This is a genomic window from Candidatus Albibeggiatoa sp. nov. BB20 (assembly GCA_016744725.1).
Taxonomy (GTDB): Bacteria; Pseudomonadota; Gammaproteobacteria; order Beggiatoales; family Beggiatoaceae; genus Albibeggiatoa.
In genome coordinates this window covers 1-24,874 of sequence record JADGDW010000053.1, presented here as the reverse complement: position 1 = coordinate 24,874, position 24,874 = coordinate 1, and the positions used below count along the sequence as shown (strand labels likewise).

The following is a 24,874-nucleotide window of genomic DNA, read 5'->3' as shown; positions in this document are numbered from 1 at the left end:
GAAATGCTGAATAATAAATTAATAAAGAATAGTATTTTAAATAAATAATTACGATTCATTTTAGCTCTCCTTTTTAGGAATAGCAGCGTTCTTTTAGTCTGTTTTAATGGATTTGTTTATAACGCTCAAGTATGATTCTCAAGCTATATAACTCGATAATATTCATTAAATACAAAAGCTAAGATAATAAATTATTTTTGAAGAAAAACATCAAGTGTGTAATAAACAAATCAATGCTTTTTATTTGGTCTTCAACTTGTTGTTTTAATTTATATGCTGCTAAAAAAATGACACTTTTAGTAATTCTAGCATAACTAAAGTATGAAAGAATTGTAAATTGATAAAAGGGATATTTAAGCGGTTTTCTGCTAAAAAAATGCTAAGCGTTCAGAGTTGATATTTACAGAATAGATTATTTAATTATATTAATGGTTTTGGGCTATGGAAAAAGAGCACATAGCCGCAATCAAACCCAGTTTAAAGCCAATCTCCATATTCAAAAATAGGGATTAAACAGAAGTAAACCATCAAAGACATAAATTATGCTGCAATTTGTTCAAAGAATTCATGAGTTAAACGCATTTGCTCAGAGGTTGAATCAACACGATTAACTGTATTGCGGAACAAGGCGGCATGAGGTTGGCCTTTGCTGTACCAACTTAAATGTTTACGCGCCATACGCACACCCGTGTATTCCCCGTAAAACTGATACAGGTTTTCCATGTGCTTCAATAAAATATCACGAACTTCAAATACGGAAGGTTCTGGCAATATTTCACCTGTTTGCAAATAATGCCAAATTTCTCGAAATATCCAAGGTTTGCCCTGTGCTGCACGTCCAATCATAATCCCATCAGCTTTGGTATATTCTAAAACAAACTTGGCTTTTTCAGGGGTACGAATATCGCCGTTTGCAATCACAGGAATATTGTTGACAGCCGCTTTTACCGCCGCAATCGTATCGTATTCAGCCTCACCTTTATACGCACAAGCCCGCGTCCGACCATGAATCGACAAAGCCTGTATACCTGCTTGTTCCGCAATTCGGGCAATATTGATTGCATTACGTTGCTCTTTATTCCAACCCGTGCGGATTTTCAACGTCACAGGCACATCAACCGCATTCACCACTTCATCCAAAATGCGTTTAACTAAATCTTCATCTTGCAACAATGCAGACCCCGCCATCACATTACAGACTTTTTTTGCAGGACAACCCATATTAATATCAACAATTTGTGCACCGTTATTGACATTATGTTGTGCCGCTTCCGCCATTAATTTAGGATCAGACCCTGCGATTTGTACTGAGCGAGGCTCAATTTCACCTGTATGATCTGCGCGACGCTTGGTTTTCTCACTACCCCAAAGCAAGGAATTAGACGAAATCATTTCTGATACTGCCATTCCCGCCCCCATTTGTTTACAGAGTTGCCGAAATGGGCGATCGGTGACACCCGCCATCGGCGCAAGTACTAAACAATTCGGTAACTGATGAGAACCAATTTGCAAACTGGGTATATTTAACATGTAAACCACTTTCCTAAATTAACTTACTTAACAACGCCAATGATTCTAGGGTTGGCAATCCTGAAAAAATCCAATTTGAATCAACGCACTTGCTTTACGCTCAATCCTTCAATGGATACCATCGGCTGTGCTTTGCCCCAAACGCCTAATTGTTTAGCAGCAAAAATTGATAGTTTAATATCGGGAGAGATTTGACGGTCATTAATCGTAACGATGATACTGCGGCCTGTGGCCAAATGTCGTACCCGCACTTGACTGCCGAAAGGCAAGTTCTGATGAGCCGCCGTCATAGCATAGTAATCATACATATCACCATTTGTCGTGGGGCTACCGTGTTCGGCGATATTGTACCAAGTGGCATAGGTTTTTTGCCGAAATCCACGAATATCAGGTGGCGGTGTTGCTTGTACGGGTTTTACAACGATAGGCTGCTGTTGTGTCGGTCGTACAATTACAGGTTTTGCTTGAACTTCTGTTTTTACCACGGGTTGTTCTGCTACTGCACTACAAGCTTGCAATAAGCACAGACTCAGAAAACAAGCCCCATAGCGTATCCATTTACTCATTATAGCTGGCCTTAATTGCTTGGGATAACTGATAGACTGCCATCGCATAACGATTGCTTTTGTTGTAACGAGTAATCATATAAAAATTATTAAAACCAACCCAATACAACGTGCTTTGCTCGGTTTTTAAATCTATCAACAAACCCAGATGATTGTCATATTTATTAGTAGCAAATTGTAAGCCTTTCTGTTTCAACTGACGCACGGTTAATTTTGGTTTAAATTCTAATCCCAATAAAGTACTAACCGCATTTGGACGCACTTTTGTGGCTTTAATCACGGGCTGATTGGGTTTCCAGCCATAACTTACAGAATAGTTGCGTAAATAGTTGGCGATACTACCAATACTATCTTCTACATCATTCCATAAATTGAGTTGTCCATCACGGTCAAAATCGATAGCATAATTGCGATAACTACTAGGAATAAATTGCCCATAACCCATCGCCCCAGCATAAGAGCCTTTTGGTTGTAACGGATTCAGTTTTTCCTCACGAGTCAGTAGTAAAAATTCTCCTAGCTCCTTGCGGAAAAAATCAGCCCGTTTCGGATAATGAAAACCTAAAGTATATAAAGAATCAATGACACGAAACTTGCCAAATTGTTTGCCGTAGAAGGTTTCAACCCCAATAATTGCAACAATGATTTCAGCAGGCACGCCATAGGTTTTTTCTGCCTGTGCTAATGTTTTTGCATGTTTACGCCAAAAAATAGCACCTTCTTTAATCCGGTCAGAGGTTAAGAAAATTTTACGATATTCATACCAAGGCTTGGCTTCACCGGGGCGTTTCATTACTTTTAAAATGCTATTTTTTTTCTTAACTTGTTTGAATAGTTGTTGCAATTGCTTTTTATCAAATCCATGCTCATTAACCATTGAATTAATAAAGTTATTAAGCGAAATAATTTCAGCGATTGCTAAATGGCTGATACTCAATAAAGTGAGTAATATCAAAGCTCTAAACATAGAAAAACTCCTAAAAGCAAAAATAAATATCTAACTATTGTAGCTGGTTATTTAAATATTTTCGATTACCGATTTGATATTTTCGATTTTCAGCTAAAAACATCAATCTCGCATTTTGCCAATAATTGTTTTATGATGAATTCAAATTGTATTTATAAAAAGCATAATAATATGATTTTATTGTATAATTTTCTTATTTAGTATTGCGAAAGAAAAAATATTTAAATTAACCAGTCTTATTTATTGAAGGGTTGTCAGCCTTTATTACACTTTAATGAAATAACCATTTATATAGTAGGGTAGAAAATCATGCGTGTTCGTTCTATTTTGGCTTGTCTTTTCATATTGCTTAGCTTCCAATCAAACGTTTTTGCAGAACGGCAGACACGGATTGTTGGGGGAGAAGATGCCACAGAAGGGGCTTATCCTTGGATTGTGAGCATTCATGAGACAGGTGATAACGAGTCATATTGTGGGGGTTCGTTAATTCATCCTCAATGGGTTTTAACCGCTGCACATTGCTTAGATAATAGCGCGGGTACAAGAACCTTAGATTCCAGTGAAATTTTTGTGGTCATCGGTGCGTATGATTATCGAGAATGGGAAACTGAAGCCTTGCAAGTTGAGGTCGAACAAATTATTCAACATCCTGATTGGAAGAATAAAAGTGATGTCATCTTCCCTGATATAGGCTTAGTTAAACTAAAAAATCCAGTCACTTCAGTTGAACCCATTTCAATCGTACGTGATGACGATTCAGATTTATTTGACGCGGGTAATATAGCCATTGCCATGGGATGGGGACGCACTGTCGCTTCCGCGCGGGTTTATCCTGATATTTTACAGCACGTCAAACTGCCTTTGGTTGGCTTGGGTGTGTGTCAAAAGGCTTATATAGGTGAGGAGATTATTTTACCGTATTCGATTTGTGCAGGTTATGCAGAAGGCGGCAAAGACAGTTGTGTGGGTGATAGCGGTGGCCCTTTAGTAATTCAAGATGAAGCTGGACAATGGCAACAATTAGGTGTAGTCAGTTTTGGCGGCAAAGAGAAAGGCCCATTGTGTGCGGGTGAAAATGCGTATGGTGTTTATACTCAGCCCGCTGCGTTCACCAATTTTATTGAACAATATGTGCCAAAATTACATCTTTATCAAGGCTTATGGCAAAGTGAACAAGCAACCGCTTATTTTACATTTACCAGCAATCAGGATTTTGTGGCACTCATCGTATTAGGAGCACAAGGTGAATGGTTCGCGTTGATTGGTGCAAATAAATTAGATTCAATACAGCTAGAAGGGCAGTTTTCATCAACAGAAATTGAAGCAACTTTAATCCCTGAAACTGATAGCCGTGCTAAATTAGCAATCACCCGTTGTGACGGCAGTGATGATGTTTGTCCGTTGGCTATTGGTGAGTATGTTTTGGATAAAATTTATTAACTATAGTCATTTTATTTTAAGATGATACAGGACTGGCAGTCCTATGTTTTAAAACTATTTGATATTTAAAGTATTTCAGGACTGCCAGTCCTCACACTCGAGACGGAATTGACTATACAATCACTTTTGGTTGAAACATTTTAATTTAGTAGATTCTAGCTTAAGTGTTATAAAAATATCTCATTTTCGGACTGCTAGCCCTTTAATAACTGGCAGTCCTTAACACATAAAACTGAAACCGACCTTGTTGCACGCGTTGATTTATAAGTCTACTTCCTTCACTTCCTCAATAAAGCCACGTTTTTTCTTTAGCAAATTAATTTTTTGAGTATAAACCATGGCTTCTATTTTTTTCAAAAACCCGTGTATCACTTGAGGTTTAGAATGTGTTGCTGCCCATTTTTTTAGACGACGAAAACTCAATCTGGCTCGGGAAGAATTACGCAATAAAATAATGCTACTAACTGTCAATAGTGGCAAACCCATCGGTAATGGCAGCGGGAATGTGATAAGACCTATCAGAAAAATTAATAATCCCAATGAGATCAGAATCGTTCTTCGAAAATTACGCCACAGCTTTTTTAATCGTTCTATCATTTGATGAAATTTGCTTATGTGTTAATTTTCCAAGGAATTATATAGATTATTTTAAGAATATAAAGTAAGAATTAGCTATCAAAGCGGTTAAATTTCTTCCGCCCGAAACTTGAGCTCTCGTGCAGTATCATTGGCATCAATCCAAGTACCATAAATTTTGCCTGATTCTGTCAGCTGCACCCTGAAAATATCAACATGCCCTTCCTCTCTGGTTGAACCATTCATCAAAATATCACCAACGGGATTAATTTTACCTTCTAAACGAATATTACGTCTGAATTTGGTATAAAAATAAAACCCGTATACCTTGCCTTTATTCGCCCGCAAAAACATTTTAATTTTAAGCTTACTACCAATTTGACCCTCAAAATTACCTTGGAAATCAGGATATAAAGTAGGTTGAATTGTATTAGGATGACCAAAGGCATCATTTACTTCAGGTTTAGAATTGAAAAAATTGTGATGGCTTTGTTTCTGTTCATCAACATAACCTAGGAAAAACCATATCATTGCCATCACCACTGCAATCAGCGTAATACCAATCAATGAGTTAAATTGAGATTTGGAATTTAAAGATAGATTTTCGAATGGATGTAATTTTTCATACGTCTCTAACAGGCGATCATAGGCGTTTAACATCTCTGAATAATTATTACGTTCCAACACTTCAAGTAAATAACTACACAAACTTTTATCTTGGCAAACATCGAGGAAATTATAGAAATATTCTAGCATTTCATAATAAGTTGCTCGTTTCTGAGGATCGCGTAACAGCTCAACAGTGGAATATTCCCGGCGAGCATAAGAGTAAGTGCGTGAAGATGGATTGTAATAACGCGAGGTATTGGTATTAGACATTTAAGTGCGCCTTGTACCAATATGGAGAAATCCATTGTATTTGGCTCGAAAATGGAACATTACAACCTGACATGATGCCACCTCAAACGTGGATTCCTAAATATGTTAAAGACAATGATTACTGATACAATCGTTATTTAAGCTGCCTCAAAGGTCATTAAGGGAATGCAAAAATATACACTTCTAAGGGTTTAGCTATCTTTGATTTCAAAATGATATGCGGCTCTTCAAGATTGCCCATCCTTAAAGCCATCCCGAAGTATTTTTTTACTAACCCATTGATACAGCTATAAATTAAGGTAATAAACCAATAATGTCCAAACCTGCCGTTTCAGGCAAATCAAACATAATATTCATATTTTGTACCGCCTGACCCGCCGCTCCTTTCATCAAATTATCAATCACAGATAAAACGATGACCTTTGAACTATTTTGAGGCTGATGTATCGACAATTGACAGCTATTAGCACCACGCACACTACGGGTTTCAGGATGGCTACCTTGTGGTAAAACATCAACAAAAGGTTCATTTTGATAACGTTGTTCAAACAATTCTTGTAATGACTGACTGGGCTGCTGAGTCAAATTAGCATAAATAGTTGCTTGCATCCCTCGAACCATAGGCACTAAATGCGGGACAAAAGTCAATTGTATTTGATGTTGAGCCACTCGACTTAAACTTTCAATGGTTTCTGGTAAATGTCTATGTCCAGACGCAGCATAAGCTTTAAAGCTTTCACCAGCTTCTCCCATTAATCCTGCAATCGACGCTTTACGTCCTGCACCACTGACCCCTGATTTTGCATCAACCACTAAATCTTGCGTATCCACAAGACCCGCTTCGATGAGGGGAATTAAGCCCAATTGCATCGAAGTTGGATAACACCCCGGACAGGCAATAAGTTGAGCTTGGGCAATTTGCTGACGATGTAATTCAGGCAAACCATAAACAGCCATATCAATCAATTCTGGGCACGCATGTTCTACGTTGTACCATTGTTCCCATAATTTTACGTCTTTTATTCTAAAATCAGCGGACAAATCAATGACTTTAGTTCCAGCTTTAATTAACTGTGGAACGTTATACATGGCTGTAGCATGAGGGGTTGCAAAAAACACCACATCACATCGACTTAAGGCCTCAAAATCGGGTTCACTAAAGCATAAATCAATATAACCACGTAAATTGGGGAATAATTCAGTAACAGGTTTACCCGCTTCACCGCGTGAAGTGATAATTTCAAGTTGGGCTTGAGGATGTTTGGCCAATAACCGTAATAACTCAACACCCGTATAACCTGTGCCACCAACGATACCAATTTTTATTTTCATTTTTACTGTGTAAGAATTGTCGTCAAAAGATAAAGGTAACAAATTCATTGCCGAACAGCAAAGTTAATTTTCATTGGTTTTATATCCTTATGGAAACTACGCTTTTTCTGCGCCCTAATCTATCTCTTTATCGAAAACTCAAGAAAACCTGTTTTAGCCATTTTACAGCGTGTATTTCAAGTAATCATTAGAATTTTTTAAGTTAAATCGATTCTTTTTTGCATCGTAAAAACAGGTTGTTAGATTTAAAATAGTTGCTATTATTGTGCGAACATCGTTATGATGCTTCCTTCTTGTTATAACTTTAGTTTATAATAAAAAACAATTATAAGAATGATTATATTTTCTTTAGAATTTTAAAAAATACCTCTATACCACATTTTGTAAACAAAACCATTGTTTATAGATTTTAGAGAGCAAGAGAGAAGGCTGTGTTTTAAGGCCAGTCTACATAATAACTACTAGTAGGTTTTATAACCGCCCATTTTATGGTCAAAATAACCATATAAAAATCAAGGAGATACTGTAATGTCAGAGGAAAAAGTCTACGACATTCTTCCAGAAGCAGCCGCTAGAGCTCACATTTCAGACGAAAAATATAAAGAAATGTATGATCGTTCTATCAACGACTCTGACAATTTCTGGGCTGAGCAAGCTGATGAGTTTGTTACTTGGTTCAAAAAATGGGATACAGTGCAAGACTGCGATTACCATGAAGGCAAAATTCGTTGGTTTGAAGGCGCAAAACTTAATGTTTCTTATAACTGCTTAGATCGCCATTTAGAAACTCGCGGCGACCAAGTGGCCATCATTTGGGAAGGCGATGATCCTAATGATGACAAAAAAATTACTTACAAAGAATTACATGAAGAGGTGAGCCGTTTAGCCAATGTGCTTAAAGCTCGTGGTGTTAAGAAAGGCGATCGTGTTTGTCTTTATTTGCCAATGATTCCTGAAGCTGCGGCAGCGATGTTAGCATGTACACGTGTTGGTGCAGTTCACTCTATCGTATTCGGTGGTTTCTCTCCCGAAGCATTAAGAGATCGTATTGTCGATTCTGATTGTAAAGTGGTTATCACTGCAAACGAAGGTTTACGTGGTGGTCGTCGTGTACCATTAAAAACAAACGTAGATAAAGCCGCTAGTAACACATGTGTAGAATCAATCATTGTTGTACGACGTACTGATGGTGACGTGCCTATGCAAGACGGGCGTGACATCTGGTACGAAGAAGAAATGGCTAAAGTTTCTCCTGAATGTCCAGCTGAAGAAATGGACTCAGAAGACCCATTATTCATTCTTTATACTTCTGGCTCAACAGGTAAACCTAAAGGCGTTCAGCACAATACAGCGGGTTACTTGTTATATACAGCAATGACGCATAAATACATCTTTGACTATCACGATGGTGATGTTTATTGGTGTACAGCTGACGTAGGTTGGGTTACAGGTCATTCTTACATCGTTTATGGTCCATTGGCTAACGGTGCAACCACATTAATGTTTGAAGGTGTTCCAACTTATCCAGATGCAAGCCGTTTCTGGAATGTGTGTGAAAAACATAAAGTGAATATTTTCTATACAGCACCTACTGCGATCCGTGCATTAATGGGTCAAGGCGAAGAGTTTGTTAATAAATGTGACTTAAGCGATCTTAGATTATTAGGTTCAGTCGGTGAGCCAATTAACCCAGAAGCTTGGGAATGGTACTACCGTGTAATTGGTAAAGAAAAATGTCCAATCGTTGATACATGGTGGCAAACTGAAACAGGTGGCATTTTAATCTCACCTCTTCCAGGTGCAACTAAATTGAAGCCAGGTTCTGCAACACGTCCTTTCTTTGGTGTTGAGCCAGCATTGGTCTCTAACGAAGGCGAAGAATTAGAAGGCGCAGTTGAAGGTAACTTGATTATCAAGCGTGCTTGGCCTAGTCATATGCGTACTATCTTTGGCGACCACCAACGTTTCATTGATACTTACTTGAAAACATACCCAGGTAACTACTTCACAGGTGACGGCGCACGTCGTGACGAAGATGGCTACTACTGGATTACAGGTCGTGTTGATGACGTAATCAACGTATCTGGTCACCGTATGGGTACAGCTGAAGTTGAAAGCGCGTTAGTATTACATGATGCGGTTGCAGAAGCAGCGGTTGTGGGTTATCCACATGACATTAAAGGTCAAGGCATCTATGCTTATGTGACTTTGATGGCGGGTGTTGAACCGACTGAAGAATTACGCAAAGACTTAGTTAAATTAGTTCGTGCGGAAATTGGTCCTATCGCTTCTCCAGACGTGGTTCAATGGTCTCCAGGTTTACCTAAGACACGTTCTGGTAAGATTATGCGTCGTATTTTACGTAAGATTGCAGCGAATGAAGTGGATGCTTTAGGCGATACTTCAACTTTAGCTGATCCTAGCGTAGTTGATGACTTAATCGACAATCGTGCAGTTAAAGGCTAAATTTTAGCTTAGTATAGGTGGGGTTTTACAACAAAACCCTGCCTATTTATTTCTTATCGCTTATCTAAAAAATCTAACTGATTCAATCAATGTTGGTTCATCCTCTATACTAAGCCGATTCTAGCGATTGCATGGCAAACTCAGCAATAAATGAACAACCATGACCTAATTTACTCTCACAACGAATATTCCCCCCCATTTGCTCAATCAATCTTTTGACACTAAACAAACCTAAACCTGTGGAATGCTCTTTACCTGTTGGCTTTGGTGTTAACTTGGCAAACTTACCAAACAGTTTAGATTGATCGTCTTTGCTCAAGCCAGGTCCTTCATCTTTTACTTCAAATCGGACTATTTTCCTGTCAATAATATTTTCCATATACAAATACACATTACGATCAGGTGGTGAATACTTAACCGCATTGGAAATTAAATTATCTAAAATTTGTCGTATTGCGGTGCTATCAACGTAAGCAAGGCATTGGGTTTCAGTTGGCTCATGATGCACAATGATATTTTTTTCTAAACCTAGCTGTTCATACACTACCAATAATTCTTGAAAGGGCAATAAAATATCTTGCTGTTCAATCGTAAGGTTTAACTTTCCAGACTCCAATGCGCTAACATCAAGCAGATTCTTAATGAGATCCAACATTTGGTTAGATGTTATTTTGATTTTTTGCATAGAATCAAGGATTTCACCCTCTTCCATGTCATCAATATCTTCTTCAACCATTTCAGCATAGCCACGCACAATACCAATCGGGTTTTTTAAGTCATGGGCGGTAATACCTAACATGGCATTTTTCTCACGGTTTAAATCTTCTAAAACCACATTCTGGGCTTTTAATTCCGCCGTACGTTCTTCAACTTTGATTTCTAATTCAGCATAAAACTGGGCATTTTCAATTGAAATTGAAATTTGCGAGGATAACAAGCACAATGTTTCCAGATGTTGTTCAGTAAACGCATGTTTGGTATCTTTATTCTCTAAATATAAGACCGCAACTAATTTGCCTCTATTTAATAAAGGCATACACAATATAGATTGTGGCTGTGATTGTTGAAAATACGTATCATTTTTGAAATCAAATTTTTTATCTTGATTTGGCCACACAACATGTTTATGGGTGCGAATCACAAAGTTAACAATACTATTAGATAATACACTATTCTGTTCTATATCAATTGATTGTAGAACTTTAACCCGCTGGTGATCAAGCATAGCTTCAGCTTGAATAAGCCACTGCTCTTGTTTGGGTAACAGTAAAAATCCTTTATCTGCCCCTGCATTTTTTATCACAATCTTCATCATTGCAATCAGTAGTTTATCTAATTTTATTTCGCTTGATAACACCTGTGATGCTTGTAATATAGTAGTTAAATCAAAAAACTCTCCCGTCGAATATTGAGTGGCTTGTACACCATGAGAACTATGAATGGTTTTATCTGCATTGATCGTTGAAGATTGAAGTTTGGATTCAACAAAATACATCGCATAATCTTGTTGAAGCTGTTCTGTTTTAGGTTTTGCGCCCCATTGACTATAGTGGTAATGAGCTTCATTGATATAAGCTTGAGCGACTTTGGCCATATTTTGCTGATGATAAAATTTTCCTGCTAACTCATTTGCTAACGCTTCATCATGTAAATATTCATTTTGTTGTGCCCCTTGGATCGCTTTTTCATAAAACTGGCTGGCTTTCCAATAATCTCCTAAAACCCGCGCCAATTCCGCCTCAACTAAATCATATTTATGCTGAAAATTAGCAGCACAGAAATGCGCCCAAGTTGCGAGACGTTCTTGATAACGTTTAATCGTTTTGAGGTGTTGTTGTTGCTGTTTTGGTGTAGCTTCAGGGTATAAAGCCAGAGCAATTAAGGAATAATAATAATAACTTTGGCTGGGAGATAATACGCCCATTAATGATTTGCCCAGTTGTTCCAATGGTTCTGCGCATTCTAAAGCTTGTTCATAATGCCCAAACAAATAATTTAAAATACTTTTGCTCAGCAAGGCCGTGAACTTCAAGGGCGGAATATTAAAAATAGGATTATCTGTTTGCTGGGTTTCGTCGATCAATTCACCTTTTAAGAGCAGAACATCTTCTGAATTACCCATTAAATTATGTGCAAGTTGTCCCCATAAACTAAGATAAAATTCTGGAAATGGATGTTTGTGATTACGTGCCATTTTGACATAAACAGGCAGTTCCTTGCTTAGCTCTGCCAATGGTTTTCCACATAAAAATAAGGTTGAACAATAGTGCATTGAGGCATAACCTGCAAACTCTAAATCTCCTGTTTCTAGGCCAATTTGTACTGTATTTTTAAGAGGTGCTAAGGAATTTTGAAACGGTTCTTTCCATGGTTTGATTTGCGCGTAATAGGCAGTAAATACTTTGCATTTAATTTCCCGAGCTTGGTATTTATCCATTAATCGCAATGCCATTTGGCCAAATTGATAACCCGTGTCAATATCCAAAGCACTGCCTATGCGCAATACACCGTAAAAGGCATAAATAAAAGAAGACAATGGAGAATTGCCTTTATCATGCAGCAATTGCAACATGGTGAATGCGTTTTGCATCCCTAACTTAGGGTTAACATGAAAAGAGGGTACATAAATCGAGACCATAATTCGATACATGAATAAACTCGCGGGGTCTAACATATCAGCTAGGTTTTCATACACGCTTGGATTTTGTTCAGTAGGTGGCGCATCATTTAATGTTAAATTCAACATTTCCAACACTTTATGCCCAACATCTACAGCATCTTCAACCTGATTTTTTACTGCATAAGATAGTAATTCAAATTCATAAACGCGGACTTTATCCAAATCAGTTTTAGCATGTTGCAATACAATTTTGCTCAGTTGCTCTGCTTGTTGGTAATCACTGATGAGCAAAGCGGCTTTCACTGAAAAAACATAAATATCTAAAATTAAACTGTAATTAGTTTCCCACATTATCTGGTTGCTAAGATTGCGTCCAATGTGTAAATATTCGATTGCAGCATGATATGCGGCTTCATCAATAGCCCGTTGACCCGCTTGTAAATTCAACTTAATAATCGTTATTTTTTCTGCCAGTTGTTGGACTAACTCAATACCACGGTTAAGTTGCTGCACAATCTCAAATATTTTTTCTTCTTTATTATCTTGATATTGTAGTAGTAAGCGTCCCACTTTTAAGTGTAAGATTGGTTTCTCAGAGGCAGGAATTAACACATACGCGGCTTGTTGGATACGGTCATGCTGGAATTTAAATAAGGCAGAACCTGCATGTTCAACATTTTCCAATAACTTGTAATTATCATTCAGAGGAATAATCAGACCTTCTGTGACACTAGGCCAAAGTGCAGCGAATGTTTCAGCTAAAGGTTGGTTATAAATCATTGATAGGGTGTGCAAATTAAACTGACTGCCAATACTCGCGGCCAATTGCAATATTTTTTGGGTGTTTGCTGCTTGTTTACGAATTTTACCCGCCATTAAATCTACAACATTATCAGCCAGTGCTTTGTGGCTAATTTTATGGACATTCCATGACCAACGGTTACAGATTAAGTCAAAATTGACTAAGCCTTCTTCATATAATGTTTTCAGGAATGTGGTGACAAAAAAAGCGTTGCCCAAGGTTTTTTCATAGATTAACTGAGTCAATTCTTGTACTGATTGACTAGGTTGGTGCAAAGTCTCAGTAATCAGTTCGCTGACATCTTGCTCGGTCAAATTATCTAGTTGTATCGTATGGATAGCAAGTTGTTGTTTTTGCAACTCAGTTACCGTGATATGGAAAGGGTGGGTTTCATCAACTTCATTACTGCGATAAGCCCCAATCACCAATAAAGAGTGTAATTCCGTATCATTGAGTAATAAGCTGAGTAAATTCAATGATGCAGAATCAGCCCACTGCCAATCATCAATAAATAATATAAATGGATGTTCAGCTTGACAGATGAGCTGCATAAAACGCTTGAATAATAAATTAAATCGATTTTGCGCCGCTTGAGCGCTGAGTTGGGCAACCGCTGCTTGTTTGCCTATGATGTACTCTAAAGCGGGTATTACATCAATTAATAGCTGCCCGTTTTGCCCTACCACATTTAGAATATTTTGTTTCCACTCTGCCAAATCGGTTTTATTTCCCATCAATAAATATTGACAAAAATCTTCAAAAGCTTGGGTAATCGCGGAATAAGGGGTATTACGTTGATATTGATCGAATTTTCCTGAGGCAAAATAAGCATTTTTTTCAGTCATGGGCAGATGCACCGCATTGACTAATGCAGATTTCCCCACACCCGAGTAACCTGCAACCAATATCATTTCTTTATGACCTTGAGCAACTCGATCAAAGCTTTGTAATAATTGATTGATTTCAGCTTTGCGCCCATATAATTTTTGTGGAATATGAAATTGAGCAGAGTTATCTTTTTGCGCCAGAGGGAAATTTAACAAGTGTAAATCATCTAAAGATTCCAAGCAGACTTCTAAATCATGTTTTAGGCCTAAGGCTGATTGGTATCGCTGTTCCACATTTTTAGCCACTAATTTCATAATGATATTAGAAACGATGGGTGGAATCTGATGGTTTATCTCATGAGGTGGTGTCATTGGCTTAGCAATATGACAATGTATTAATTCCAGTGGATCAAGACTGTTATAAGGGAGCTGTTGAGTGAGTAACTCGTAAAATGTAACCCCTAAAGAATATAAATCGGTTCGGTAGTCCAAACTGCAGTTCATTCGACCCGTTTGCTCTGGAGAGATGTAGTATAAAGTGCCCTCTAATTGATTGGGGTTTTTTAATTTTGTGGTTTCTCTTGGCAGAATAGAAGAAATACTAAAATCAATTATTTTCAACTGATTTGTTGTTGAATTCCATATAATATTTGCTGGATTTATATCTTTGTGAATCACATCACTAGCATGAATTTCAGCGACAGTTTGCGCTATGTTTATTGCAAGGGGCAAAAAAGTAGCAATAGGGAATGAATCGTTTTCTGGTTTCTGTAATATTTGCTTTAGCGAATAGCCATCGATATCTTCCAATACAATATATAATTTGTTGTGATATTTCTGTAATTCATAGGCTCGGATAATACCAGTACTTTTTATTTTATTAGTAATATCAAATTCTTGTTGATAGCATACCAATTCACTAGGTAAAGGAAATGCACTTTTTTGAATTTTAAGCACAATAGGTACATCGTCATCAATTCGCTTACCTCGATAAATTAATGAGCTTGCACTTTCGTAAATTTGGTTATGCACTTTATAGTTAGGTAGGTCAAATAAAGCCGTTTGCATAACAACCCTCGCTATACGTTTAATTTTTGGGGTTTATTTATTTGCATATTAAAAATGCAAAAAACAAACCGCCTCCCCTCAAGTACCTATCAATACTAATCGATTCATCACCTAGAAACAAGATTTGTCAGTACACATTGATTCAAGTCATTTTTATTCATAAGAACGGATCAGTAGCGATTTAAAAATTAAATGAAATAGATGAAATAATTAAATTTTAAGCTTAAAGCAAGATTTTCTAAATTTGAATAGGTTTAAAAATAAGCTGATAGCTTTATATATTGTGGTTAGTTAAAGAATTTAAAATCATTTATATCTACTTATTTGGTATGATAATTTTTATTTTTCAATACCTTGAATATGTTTAAATGTTCTTGCTGCATTCTTAAAATGCTATTTCTTATCTTAATTTCTGTTCACTCTAATCAGCATTGATGCAGTCTCATTGTGATAATCAAGCTCTGATGATTTAGAGAAAACAACGAAATATATTTTGTTTATCCGAATTAGGATTTTCAGTTTAGTGTGAGTTGCTATAATACGACTATCTCATTTGTTCTGATAATCTGCCATGCCACGCTTTGTTCATCTTCATTGTCATACCGAATTCTCATTGATCGATGGTCTTGTCCGTATCAAGCCTTTAATCAAAGCAGCCCAAGCCGCACAAATGCCCGCCTGTGCCATGACTGATTTTAGTAATTTATACGGATTGGTTCAATTTTACAAAGCCGCAAATAGTGCAGGGATTAAGCCCATTATTGGCGCGGATGTGGTCATTGATAATGGCAGCGAACCCGCCTCACGTTTGGTGTTGTTATGCCAAAATCACCAAGGCTATGTCAATCTGAGTGAATTGGTTTCTCTTGGTTATTTAGAAGGACAGAAAAAAGATGTACCGCATATCCAGCGCGAATGGTTTGAAGGACGTTCTGGAGGTTTAATAGCCCTTTCCGCAGGACGTTTAGGTGACATTGGTCAAGCATTATTGGCGAGTCATTACACATCGGCTCAGCAACATTTACAATTCTGGAAAGCTCATTTTCCCAATCGATTTTATTTAGAATTACAACGCACAGGTCGCGCTCAAGAAGAACAATATATTCATGCTGCGGTGCAATTAGCCATCGAAACTCAAACGCCTGTTGTCGCCACCAATGATGTAGTTTTTTTAAAGCCAGATGATTATGAAGCGCATGAAGTTCGCGTATGTATTCATGATGGTTATGTATTGGATGATAGCCGCCGCCCACACCTTTATACGCCTCAGCAATATTTACGTACTCCTGAGGAAATGGCTGATTTATTTAGTGATATTCCTGAAGCCATCGAAAATACATGGCGGATTGCACAACGTTGCAACATTGAATTAACCCTTGGTAAAAATTATCTGCCTGATTTTCCCGTGCCAGAAGGCATGACCATGGATCAGTATTTTTGTGATTTATCGCGTCAAGGCTTGGATTATCGCTTTCAAACGGTTTTAAAAGATAAACTACCGCAACGTCAAGAATATGATGAACGGCTGCAAATCGAACTTGATGTGATTTTACAAATGGGTTTCCCTGGGTATTTCTTAATCGTTGCCGACTTTATTCAATGGTCAAAAGACAATGGTGTACCCGTAGGACCGGGGCGGGGTTCGGGTGCAGGCTCAATCGTGGCGTATGCGTTAAAAATTACCGATTTAGACCCAATTGAATACGATTTATTATTTGAACGATTTTTGAATCCTGAACGGGTTTCAATGCCTGATTTTGATGTGGATTTCTGCATGGAAGGACGTGATCGGGTGATTCAATATGTGGCTAAAACTTATGGCAAAAAACATGTTTCTCAAATTATCACTTTCGGCACAATGGCAGCAAAAGCGGTGGTGCGTGATGTGGGGCGAGTTTTAGGACATCCTTATCCATTTGTTGACCAAATTTCTAAAATGATTCCGTTTGAAATTGGTATTACTTTAAGCAAAGCCCTTGAACAAGAAGAGCAATTAAATCAACGTTATCAAAATGATGAAGAAGTAACCGCTTTGATTGACATGGCGTTGAAGTTAGAAGGTTTAAATCGAAATGTTGGCACACATGCGGGTGGCGTGGTGATTGGCCCTTCTGAATTGACTGATTTTTGTCCGTTGTATTGGGACGGCAATCCAGACAATACTATGGTCACGCAGCTTGATAAAAATGATGTGGAATCAATTGGTTTAGTCAAATTCGATTTTTTAGGTTTGCGGACGTTGACGATTATTAAATGGGCGTTGGAAAATATTGTCAAAGTCGGTGGTGAAGCCCCTGATATGTTAGAAATTCCATTGGATGACAAAGCGTCTTTTGATTTACTCAAAAATGCCCAAACCACAGCGGTGTTTCAGTTGGAATCGCGCGGTATGAAAGAATTGATAAAACGCCTGCTTCCCGACTGTTTTGAAGATATTATTGCATTAGTTGCACTTTTCCGTCCTGGTCCGTTGCAATCGGGGATGGTGGATGATTTTATTAATCGTAAGCATGGACGCGCAGAAATTGAATATCCTCATCCTGATTTAGAGCCTGTTTTGAAGCCGACTTATGGCATTATTTTGTATCAAGAACAGGTTATGCAAATTTCCCAAGTATTAGCGAATTACACGTTGGGTGGGGCGGATATTTTACGACGTTGTTTAGCAGGTTCAACCCAAATTATTGATGCTGCAACAGGGCAATATGCCACTTTACAACAGGTGGCTGATGATCCTGAATATTGGTTAGGTCGAGAGGTTTTTAGTTTAGATTTAGAAACGCAGAAAATTACAACCAAGCCTATCAGTGCAATTTATCCCAATGGTACGCGCGAAGTATGGGAAATTACAACCAAAACCAATAAAAAAATACGAGCAACGGCTGACCATTTATTTTATACATTAGTAGGTTGGCAACCATTGGCTGATTTTAAGGTAGGGGAGCGGATTGCACTAGCGGGAAGGCTTGCTCCTGCACAAAATGTCAATACCATTAGTAATGCACAAATTAAGTTAATTGCTTATTTATTGGGTGATGGACATTTATCCACGAAAAAGCCTTCAAGTAGTTATTTTTGTAATACAGATACTGCATTAATTGAAGATTTTAAACAGTGTGCAAATACCTTGTTTAATAAAATCCCACCCACTGATGAGCAGTTACATGAAGGCAAAAAAACTGTTATTTATGTGCGTATCGGTTTCATTTCCGCGTTTAATCAATGGATTGACCAACATGTTCAACGTGCTCATTCTCGTGACAAACTGATACCTGATTGGGTTTTTAGTTTATCAGAAAAGCAATTACAGTTATTTTTAGGCACGCTATGGTCAACCGATGGCAGTTTTGATACAAGTATAGGACATACTGATTATACTTCTACCTCTGAACAACTGATTATTCAAATTCAACAGCTTTTATTACGCTTAGGCATTATTGGCTTATTTAATATCAAGAGAATCCAATATAAGAATCAGCCACATATTTCTTATCGAGCACAAATCACGGGGCGTGAGGAAATGGAAAAATTCCAATATATCATTGCTCCCTTTCTTTCTGAGGCAAAACAACAAAAAGCCCTACTTTGTCAGCAAAAAATTCAAGCCAAAACCTATAACCAATCTAAGCATAGTTTACCACCGCAAGCAATGAGTTTGATTGGTGCAGAAAAACACCGTATAGGTTTAACTTGGTCTCAAATCGATCAAGCAGCAGGACGAAAATCAGGCACAATGTCTAGTGGGATGAGTTTTAAGGGTAAACCCACTCGCTGTTTGTCACGTCAGCGTGTTCGTTATTTTGCTCAAGCATTACAAAGTCAAAAATTACAAGCCATTGCAAATTCTGACGTTTTTTGGGATGAAATCACCGATATTCAACTAATAGGTCAAGAAGCCGTTTTTGATTTAAGTATTCCTGATACGCATAATTTTGTAGCGAATGATTTTATTGCTCACAATTGTATGGGTAAAAAGAAACCTGAAGAAATGGCGCAACAGCGTGATATTTTCATGAAAGGGTCAGCAGGACGTGATGTTGACGGAAAAATTGCAACTTATGTGTTTGATTTAATGGAGAAATTTGCTGGTTACGGCTTTAATAAGAGTCACAGTGCAGCCTATGCTTTCGTTTCCTATCAAACTGCATGGCTTAAGGCTCATTATCCCGCCGCATTTATGGCAGCCGTTTTGTCTTCAGATATGGATAACACCGATAAAGTAGTGGGTTTAATGGATGATTGTCGTGAAATGAAATTAACCGTCAAATCACCACATGTCAATTACTGCGATCATAAATTCACCATTGAAGATAACAACACGATTTTATACGGTTTAGGTGCAATTAAAGGGGTTGGTGAGAATGCAATTGAAAATATTGTGCAGTCACGTAAAGAAAATGACGCATTCAATGATTTATTTGATTTCTGTAAAAAAATAGACTTGCGCAAAGTCAATCGTCGGGTGTTAGAAGCTTTAGTGAAGTCAGGCTGTTTTGACAATATGGGAGTCAGTCGAGCGGTATCAATGAAATCATTAGACACTGCGATTAAGTTGGCTGAAAAACATGCAAGCGATAAAAATACAGGACAAAATAGTTTATTTGGTATGTTCGATGCGCCACAAGAGCAAGCTGAAGAAAAAATCCCTTATGCGGAAAATGTAACCGAATGGACAGACATTCAACGTTTAAATGGTGAAAAAGATTGTTTAGGCTTATATTTGACAGGGCATCCGATTGACCAATATCGGGATGAATTAAAAAACTTTTCTTATACGACATTATCCAAAGTGCGCCCAACAAATCGCGGCTCAACAGCAAAAGTGATTGGTTTAGTATTAGGGGTTCGTATCGTTAACAGTCGGCGTGGCAAAATGGCGATTGTGCAACTGGATGATAATACAGGGCGTTTGGATGCGACCATGTATTCCACGCTTTATACTGAATCCCAAACTAAATTGGAAAAAGACACCATTTTGGTTTTAGAAGGCGAAGTGAAGGATGATGAATACAGTGGCGGTTTTAGTATGACTGTGAATAGTGTCATGACTTTTCCAGAAGCCCGAGAAAAATCAGCTAAATATTTGACTCTTCAAATCACTGGGCAGCAAATTCAAACAAAATTCACTAATGAATTACTCAGCACTTTGCAAAGCAATCAAGGTCGTTGTCCTATCGTGGTCAAGTATAAAAATAACAATATCGAAGTGCGATTGCGCTTAGGTGAGCAATGGAGTGTGATGCCGAGTGATGATTTTATTGGTCAGTTAGAAAAACTGATAGGAAAAGATTGCGTATCGATAGATTACTAATTTTAAGTAACCACTTAGCCAAGCAATACCAAGGATAGAAAATATCTCGTTCCCACATGCCATGTGGGAACGAGACAATAATGGGCGTTTTGTTCCTTATTCACAGGTAGGATATTCCTTTGCTTCTCTCCATCTTTCATAATTGATATTGGGATTTTGACAGAGGTTATTATCTGATAAATATAAAATTTGTAACTGAGTCAAAGCGGATAAATCAGGAATTGCGCCACTTAGTCGATTTTCTGATAAAGATAAAGTTTGCAACTGAGTCAAAGCGTTAAAATCAGGAATTGCGCCACTTAGTTTGTTATTTGATAAAAATAATTCTTTCAACTGAGTCAAAGCGTTAAAATCAGGAATATTACCTGTCAGATTATTATCAATAAAAAGATTACCTAATACTAATTTTACAACTGAACCATTTTCACATCTAATGCCATACCAATCACAAGGCTGATGCGTTTGTAACCATCCTTCGTTATCTGTCCAATTATCACCGCCTGTCGTTTGATAAAAATGAACGAGTTCTTCACATTCTGCTTGAGGGATTTCAGTGACATTATTGCAACTAAATTCTGTACTTGGTTTTTTGTCTGATTTTTCGGGTTTATAAACTGTTTTTGTGACTTGTTGTTCCTCAGGAATAAGAATAGGCTTTTGCTTTGAGCGGTTAATTTCATCAATAAAATGCTTCGCCTGCATAAAACCGTTTTGACTGGCTAAAATCAATAATTTAATACCTTTAGTTTCATTTTTTATAACCCCTTTACCCTCATAAAACATCCGCCCTAAATGTGATTGTGCTTCTGGATAACCTTGATTCGCTGCTTTCTGATACCAGTCAATTGCTTGCTCATAATCACACTTAACAAATTGACCTTTCTCAAACATGATACCTAGCTGGGTTTGCGCTTCCTTATCACCCTTTTCTGCACCTAAACTAAAATACTCATGTGCCAGCTCATAATTCATTGGCTCATCGCCTTCACCCGCTTTATAAATATGTCCTAACTCATTAGATGCTTTAATATCATCAACAGCCCGCAACTTTAAATCAGCCAATTTATCAACAGATAATTTCATCTGCTCAACATGCTGTAAATTCTTGGAAATATAACGATTATAGGCTTTATAACCTTGCTTCTCTATTTTAATAATCACCAATGGAGAAGCATCTTTATCGCATTGAATTGTTGTACGATAATACCCCTCAGAATCAGAATAACCGACAAACTGCTGCTGATTATAAACATAGGTCACTTTCACATCAGACAAGACACGATTTTCTTCAAAATCAGATACAAGCACCGCATAAGTACATTGCTCTACTTGTTCGCTTTTATCAGAAACAAACCACGCAGACACCAAGAGAATCCCAACAATACCCAGAACCAATAATCCAAAGAGAATATTTTTCATACTTTTGAAATCCATACTCAACGTACCGAAAACACAAGTGTAACAAAATTATATTTAGTGACAACAAGCTAGATAGATATTCCTATAACAAAGACCGCCTATGCTAATTGACAATTGTGCATTTTGTGAATTGCTCTATAATCATGACAAAATGATGAAACGCAGGGAGCTTTCGACAAATGACAGATACAACCCAAGAACGTACACGTTTAGATAAATGGCTTTGGGCTGCACGCTTTTTTAAAACTCGGAGTGTTGCAACAGATGCCATCAGTGGTGGCAAAGTACATGTCAATAGCCAACGGGTTAAACCTTCAAGAGACGTACATCTCGGTGATGAAATCCAAGTGCGTAAAGGTGCGATAGAATGGACGGTTGTCGTACAAAAACTGAATATTCAACGTCGTGCCGCCACCGAAGCCCAAGAAATGTATGAAGAAACGGCTGAAAGTGTTAAAAAGCGTGAAAAAGATAAACAAGAACAAAAATCAGCAGGTGCACGTCAACATGGATTAGGAAGACCAACAAAACGTGAACGCCGTGATATTTATCGTTTAAAACAATTATAGCTTTCTCGTCTTATGCCACAAAATAGCTTTATTGCCAGTTTGACATTATTGCATTGGCTACTATTTATGCCATCGGCTTGGCAACGTTATATTGCCCAATTCGATGCACAACTGTCTCCAGCCTTTGCACTAGCACACCTTACTCAGCAACATTGGAAAAATAAGCAACTGTGGCATTTGCTGTGGGTAGGACATGGACTATTAAGTTTTTGGGCACTGAGCATCGTTTGTCTGATTCTGGCTTGGCAAGGCGTTGAAAGCGAAAAATATCTACTAACCATCAGCTATGTTCCCCTGTTAAGTTTGTTTCTTGGCTTATTAACCAGCCTCACCGTGTCGTTTGCCTTTGGTATCTGTATTGGATTTTTTGGCGGCATTTTGCTCGGCTTACCCGTCATTTACGCCAATGAAATTATCTTTAAAATGGTTGATACCGTTGCCGTACTTCAAGTCCTGTTAAATACAACCTCCGAACAACCCGCTCTCATTTTACCTGCGAATTACTTTGCTTTATTTAGCGTACTTGCTGGAGTCTTTATTGCCAGTGCGGCTGGCAGCATTATGCACACTACCTTAAAAACAGCATACCAACATCCTCCTTACCGCCAAATAGGCAGCATTGTGATTGGGGTGATTGTCAGCAGTGTAATTGCGTTTATTGTGATTAGTTTAGTTACGCCGATGACCCGCTATATTTCAACTTTGAGCAGCACCGCATTTACTTTTATTTTAGATTCCGCGATTAATAGCACAGGTTTAGCCATCGGCTTAATTTGTTTATTTCAGGGTGCAAAATGGCGTTTTAGTCTGATTTTAGGCCTATTAGCGAGCACCTTGATTAGCTTATTGACTTATTTTGATTACACCCTTGAGCAATACAGCATCTCAAATGCCATTATTGAAAATATCCACTCAGGTGTTGAAAATGCCATGCTATACAGCGTGTTATTTGCATTTCCCTATGTGCTTGCTAAAAATATTGCCAATACATGGGCAGGTGTGATTGCGGGAATTGTGGGCAGTGCGGGCACTTATGTTGTGTTTGTGATTTCAACAGGACAATATGACTCTATAACCCTGATAGGCTCAGTTATTCTGGTTTTTTTTGCGGGCTCAACCTTTAACTGGTGGCGACCTATTGTGTTGTATCCATTTGTTTCTGCTTGGAATTTACTTTTATATCACACAGATGAAAAACGCGAAACCTCACAAACTAGCTTATTAACTTACCATTCTGCTTTTTGGGATGAACATCAACACTGGCCTTTATTTGGATTAGAAAATTATATCGTTTTAGTTGCTGAACGTAATCCAGACGAAGGCAAACAAGCTATTGATTTTTTAAGTAAAACTAAACAAAGTTGGGCAGCGCAAGAGGCGCAAATTGAATTAGATGCCTTACGTTTACAAGCCTGTGATAGCGTGAAATCAATCAGCCATGCTTACCGTCAATTGGCTGCGGGGGAATTATCAGGGCCTGCCAGTGCGTTGTTGCGTACCTTTAGCCGTTTAAGTCGTGATGTTGAAGCGGCATTATTCCAAGAAAGCAATTATAACAAACGCTTAGCTTTAGATGCGATTGAAGAACGTTTGGATGGTTTATTGCGGGAATTAACCCGATCATCAGAATTATATGCCCAACGCTTTCGACCGATTGCAGAAGTGTGGCGACAAAAATTAGCAGACTACGCCAAAGAACTAACCGCAGTAGTAGAAAGTCGGCAAGAAATTAATAATCCATACATTATTGGTGTACCACTGACGGAGCATCAAGAAATTTTTGTAGGACGTAGCGATGTCAGTGCCAATATTGAACAATTATTGTTAGAGCGGCGTTGCCCGCCGTTGTTACTCTATGGACAAAGACGAACGGGAAAAACCTCGCTTTTAAATAACTTAGGTAAGCTGTTACCCAGCACTATTATTCCGCTATTTGTAGATTTACAAGGGCCAGCCTCATTAGCTAAAGAATACAGCAGTTTTCTGTACAATATTGGTCGTGCAATGACCACTTCAGCAAAACGGCATCGGGAGTTAATTTTTCCTGCTTTAGATCGTAAGCTATTGACTGAAGACCCATTCACTATTTTTGATGAATGGTTGGATGAAATTGAACATTCGATTACCCCCGAACAGACTATTTTGTTAACTTTAGATGAGTTCAGTACCTTAGAACATGCGTTTGATAAAGGGTATTTAGACGAAAATTCGGTTTTAGGCATGATTCGGCATATTATCCAGCATAGACCCCGTTTTAAACTGTTGTTATCTGGCTCGAATACCATTGATGAATTTGAACGTTGGGCAAGTTATTTGATTAATGTGCGTACCGTACATTTGAGCTTTTTACAAGCCAATGAAGCATTGCAACTAATTGAACAACCTGTAAAAGATTTTGAATTGCACTACACTGATGAGGCCAGTCAGCGAGTGATGCAAATTACTCATTGTCATCCTGCATTGATTCAATTGGTTTGTGCTGAGATCGTGTCATTAAAAAAT

The 24,874-nt window shown here is 37.9% G+C and carries 13 protein-coding genes and 1 pseudogene; 6 read left to right on the top strand and 8 right to left on the bottom strand.

The window, feature by feature from the left end; all coding sequences use genetic code 11:
• Positions 1-540: 540 nt before the first annotated feature.
• The 3 genes from dusB to mltB all read right to left on the bottom strand — a co-directional run bounded on the left by dusB (position 541) and on the right by mltB (position 3,063).
• Positions 541-1,530 carry a tRNA dihydrouridine synthase DusB gene (dusB, locus tag ABXH34_RS07985; protein WP_353571344.1) on the bottom strand — a complete coding sequence of 330 codons (990 nt, stop codon included), beginning with the start codon at positions 1,528-1,530 and terminating at the stop codon, positions 541-543.
• An 80-nt stretch (positions 1,531-1,610) separates the two neighbouring features.
• On the bottom strand, positions 1,611-2,096 hold the full coding sequence (locus tag ABXH34_RS07980; RefSeq protein ID WP_353571343.1) for a septal ring lytic transglycosylase RlpA family protein: 486 nt from the start codon (positions 2,094-2,096) through the stop codon (positions 1,611-1,613).
• Entirely contained in the window at positions 2,089-3,063 is a 975-nt protein-coding gene (gene mltB, locus ABXH34_RS07975; protein WP_353571342.1) for a lytic murein transglycosylase B, read from the bottom strand. The genes ABXH34_RS07980 and mltB overlap by 8 nt, the downstream gene beginning before the upstream one ends.
• A 309-nt stretch (positions 3,064-3,372) precedes the next feature.
• Between mltB and ABXH34_RS07970 the strand changes: the two genes are divergently transcribed.
• Positions 3,373-4,503: a S1 family peptidase gene (locus tag ABXH34_RS07970; RefSeq protein ID WP_353571341.1), complete on the top strand. Its 1,131-nt coding sequence runs from the start codon at positions 3,373-3,375 to the stop codon at positions 4,501-4,503.
• A 261-nt stretch (positions 4,504-4,764) separates the two neighbouring features.
• Here the strand turns inward: ABXH34_RS07970 and ABXH34_RS07965 are convergent, their stop codons facing one another.
• The 3 genes from ABXH34_RS07965 to argC form a co-directional block, all read right to left on the bottom strand.
• Entirely contained in the window at positions 4,765-5,100 is a 336-nt protein-coding gene (locus tag ABXH34_RS07965; protein WP_353571340.1) for a hypothetical protein, read from the bottom strand.
• An 87-nt stretch (positions 5,101-5,187) separates the two neighbouring features.
• Entirely contained in the window at positions 5,188-5,958 is a 771-nt protein-coding gene (locus ABXH34_RS07960) for a hypothetical protein (protein ID WP_353571339.1), read from the bottom strand.
• 294 nt (positions 5,959-6,252) lie between these two features.
• Positions 6,253-7,338, bottom strand: a complete 1,086-nt coding sequence (gene argC, locus ABXH34_RS07955; RefSeq protein ID WP_502710400.1) for an N-acetyl-gamma-glutamyl-phosphate reductase — start codon at positions 7,336-7,338, stop codon at positions 6,253-6,255.
• A 480-nt stretch (positions 7,339-7,818) separates the two neighbouring features.
• Between argC and acs the strand changes: the two genes are divergently transcribed.
• The gene (gene acs / locus ABXH34_RS07950; RefSeq protein ID WP_353571338.1) at positions 7,819-9,756 is read left to right on the top strand and encodes an acetate--CoA ligase; all 1,938 of its coding nucleotides are present in this window, start codon (positions 7,819-7,821) and stop codon (positions 9,754-9,756) included.
• 109 nt (positions 9,757-9,865) lie between these two features.
• Here acs and ABXH34_RS07945 read toward each other — a convergent pair whose 3' ends face one another.
• Positions 9,866-15,073 carry an AAA family ATPase gene (locus tag ABXH34_RS07945; RefSeq protein WP_353571337.1) on the bottom strand — a complete coding sequence of 1,736 codons (5,208 nt, stop codon included), beginning with the start codon at positions 15,071-15,073 and terminating at the stop codon, positions 9,866-9,868.
• 571 nt (positions 15,074-15,644) lie between these two features.
• On the opposite strand from ABXH34_RS07945, the pseudogene dnaE reads away from it, so the two are divergent.
• A pseudogene (gene dnaE, locus ABXH34_RS07940) lies at positions 15,645-19,031 on the top strand (DNA polymerase III subunit alpha); the annotation flags it as partial.
• A 6-nt stretch (positions 19,032-19,037) separates the two neighbouring features.
• Positions 19,038-20,384: a helix-hairpin-helix domain-containing protein gene (locus ABXH34_RS07935; RefSeq protein ID WP_353571345.1), complete on the top strand. Its 1,347-nt coding sequence runs from the start codon at positions 19,038-19,040 to the stop codon at positions 20,382-20,384.
• Positions 20,385-20,480: 96 nt separating this feature from the next.
• On the opposite strand, the gene ABXH34_RS07930 is transcribed toward ABXH34_RS07935, so the two are convergent.
• Positions 20,481-21,803 carry a leucine-rich repeat domain-containing protein gene (locus ABXH34_RS07930; protein ID WP_353571336.1) on the bottom strand — a complete coding sequence of 441 codons (1,323 nt, stop codon included), beginning with the start codon at positions 21,801-21,803 and terminating at the stop codon, positions 20,481-20,483.
• 179 nt (positions 21,804-21,982) lie between these two features.
• Here ABXH34_RS07930 and ABXH34_RS07925 point away from each other — a divergent pair, with 179 nt between their 5' ends.
• Positions 21,983-22,372 carry an RNA-binding S4 domain-containing protein gene (locus ABXH34_RS07925; protein ID WP_353571335.1) on the top strand — a complete coding sequence of 130 codons (390 nt, stop codon included), beginning with the start codon at positions 21,983-21,985 and terminating at the stop codon, positions 22,370-22,372.
• A gap of 12 nt (positions 22,373-22,384) precedes the next feature.
• Positions 22,385-24,874 (top strand): ATP-binding protein (locus tag ABXH34_RS07920; RefSeq protein ID WP_353571334.1); only part of this gene is annotated, 2,490 nt, incomplete at its 3' end.

Excerpts from the sequence above, each read along its gene's own strand:
- dusB (WP_353571344.1), bottom strand. The coding sequence starts at position 1,530 with ATGTTAAATATACCCAGTTTGCAAATTGGTTCTCATCAGTTACCGAAT.
- ABXH34_RS07980 (WP_353571343.1), bottom strand. The coding sequence starts at position 2,096 with ATGAGTAAATGGATACGCTATGGGGCTTGTTTTCTGAGTCTGTGCTTA.
- mltB (WP_353571342.1), bottom strand. The coding sequence starts at position 3,063 with ATGTTTAGAGCTTTGATATTACTCACTTTATTGAGTATCAGCCATTTA.
- ABXH34_RS07970 (WP_353571341.1), top strand. The coding sequence starts at position 3,373 with ATGCGTGTTCGTTCTATTTTGGCTTGTCTTTTCATATTGCTTAGCTTC.
- ABXH34_RS07965 (WP_353571340.1), bottom strand. The coding sequence starts at position 5,100 with ATGATAGAACGATTAAAAAAGCTGTGGCGTAATTTTCGAAGAACGATT.
- ABXH34_RS07960 (WP_353571339.1), bottom strand. The coding sequence starts at position 5,958 with ATGTCTAATACCAATACCTCGCGTTATTACAATCCATCTTCACGCACT.
- argC (WP_502710400.1), bottom strand. The coding sequence starts at position 7,338 with ATGAATTTGTTACCTTTATCTTTTGACGACAATTCTTACACAGTAAAA.
- acs (WP_353571338.1), top strand. The coding sequence starts at position 7,819 with ATGTCAGAGGAAAAAGTCTACGACATTCTTCCAGAAGCAGCCGCTAGA.
- ABXH34_RS07945 (WP_353571337.1), bottom strand. The coding sequence starts at position 15,073 with ATGCAAACGGCTTTATTTGACCTACCTAACTATAAAGTGCATAACCAA.
- ABXH34_RS07935 (WP_353571345.1), top strand. The coding sequence starts at position 19,038 with ATGGGTAAAAAGAAACCTGAAGAAATGGCGCAACAGCGTGATATTTTC.
- ABXH34_RS07930 (WP_353571336.1), bottom strand. The coding sequence starts at position 21,803 with ATGAAAAATATTCTCTTTGGATTATTGGTTCTGGGTATTGTTGGGATT.
- ABXH34_RS07925 (WP_353571335.1), top strand. The coding sequence starts at position 21,983 with ATGACAGATACAACCCAAGAACGTACACGTTTAGATAAATGGCTTTGG.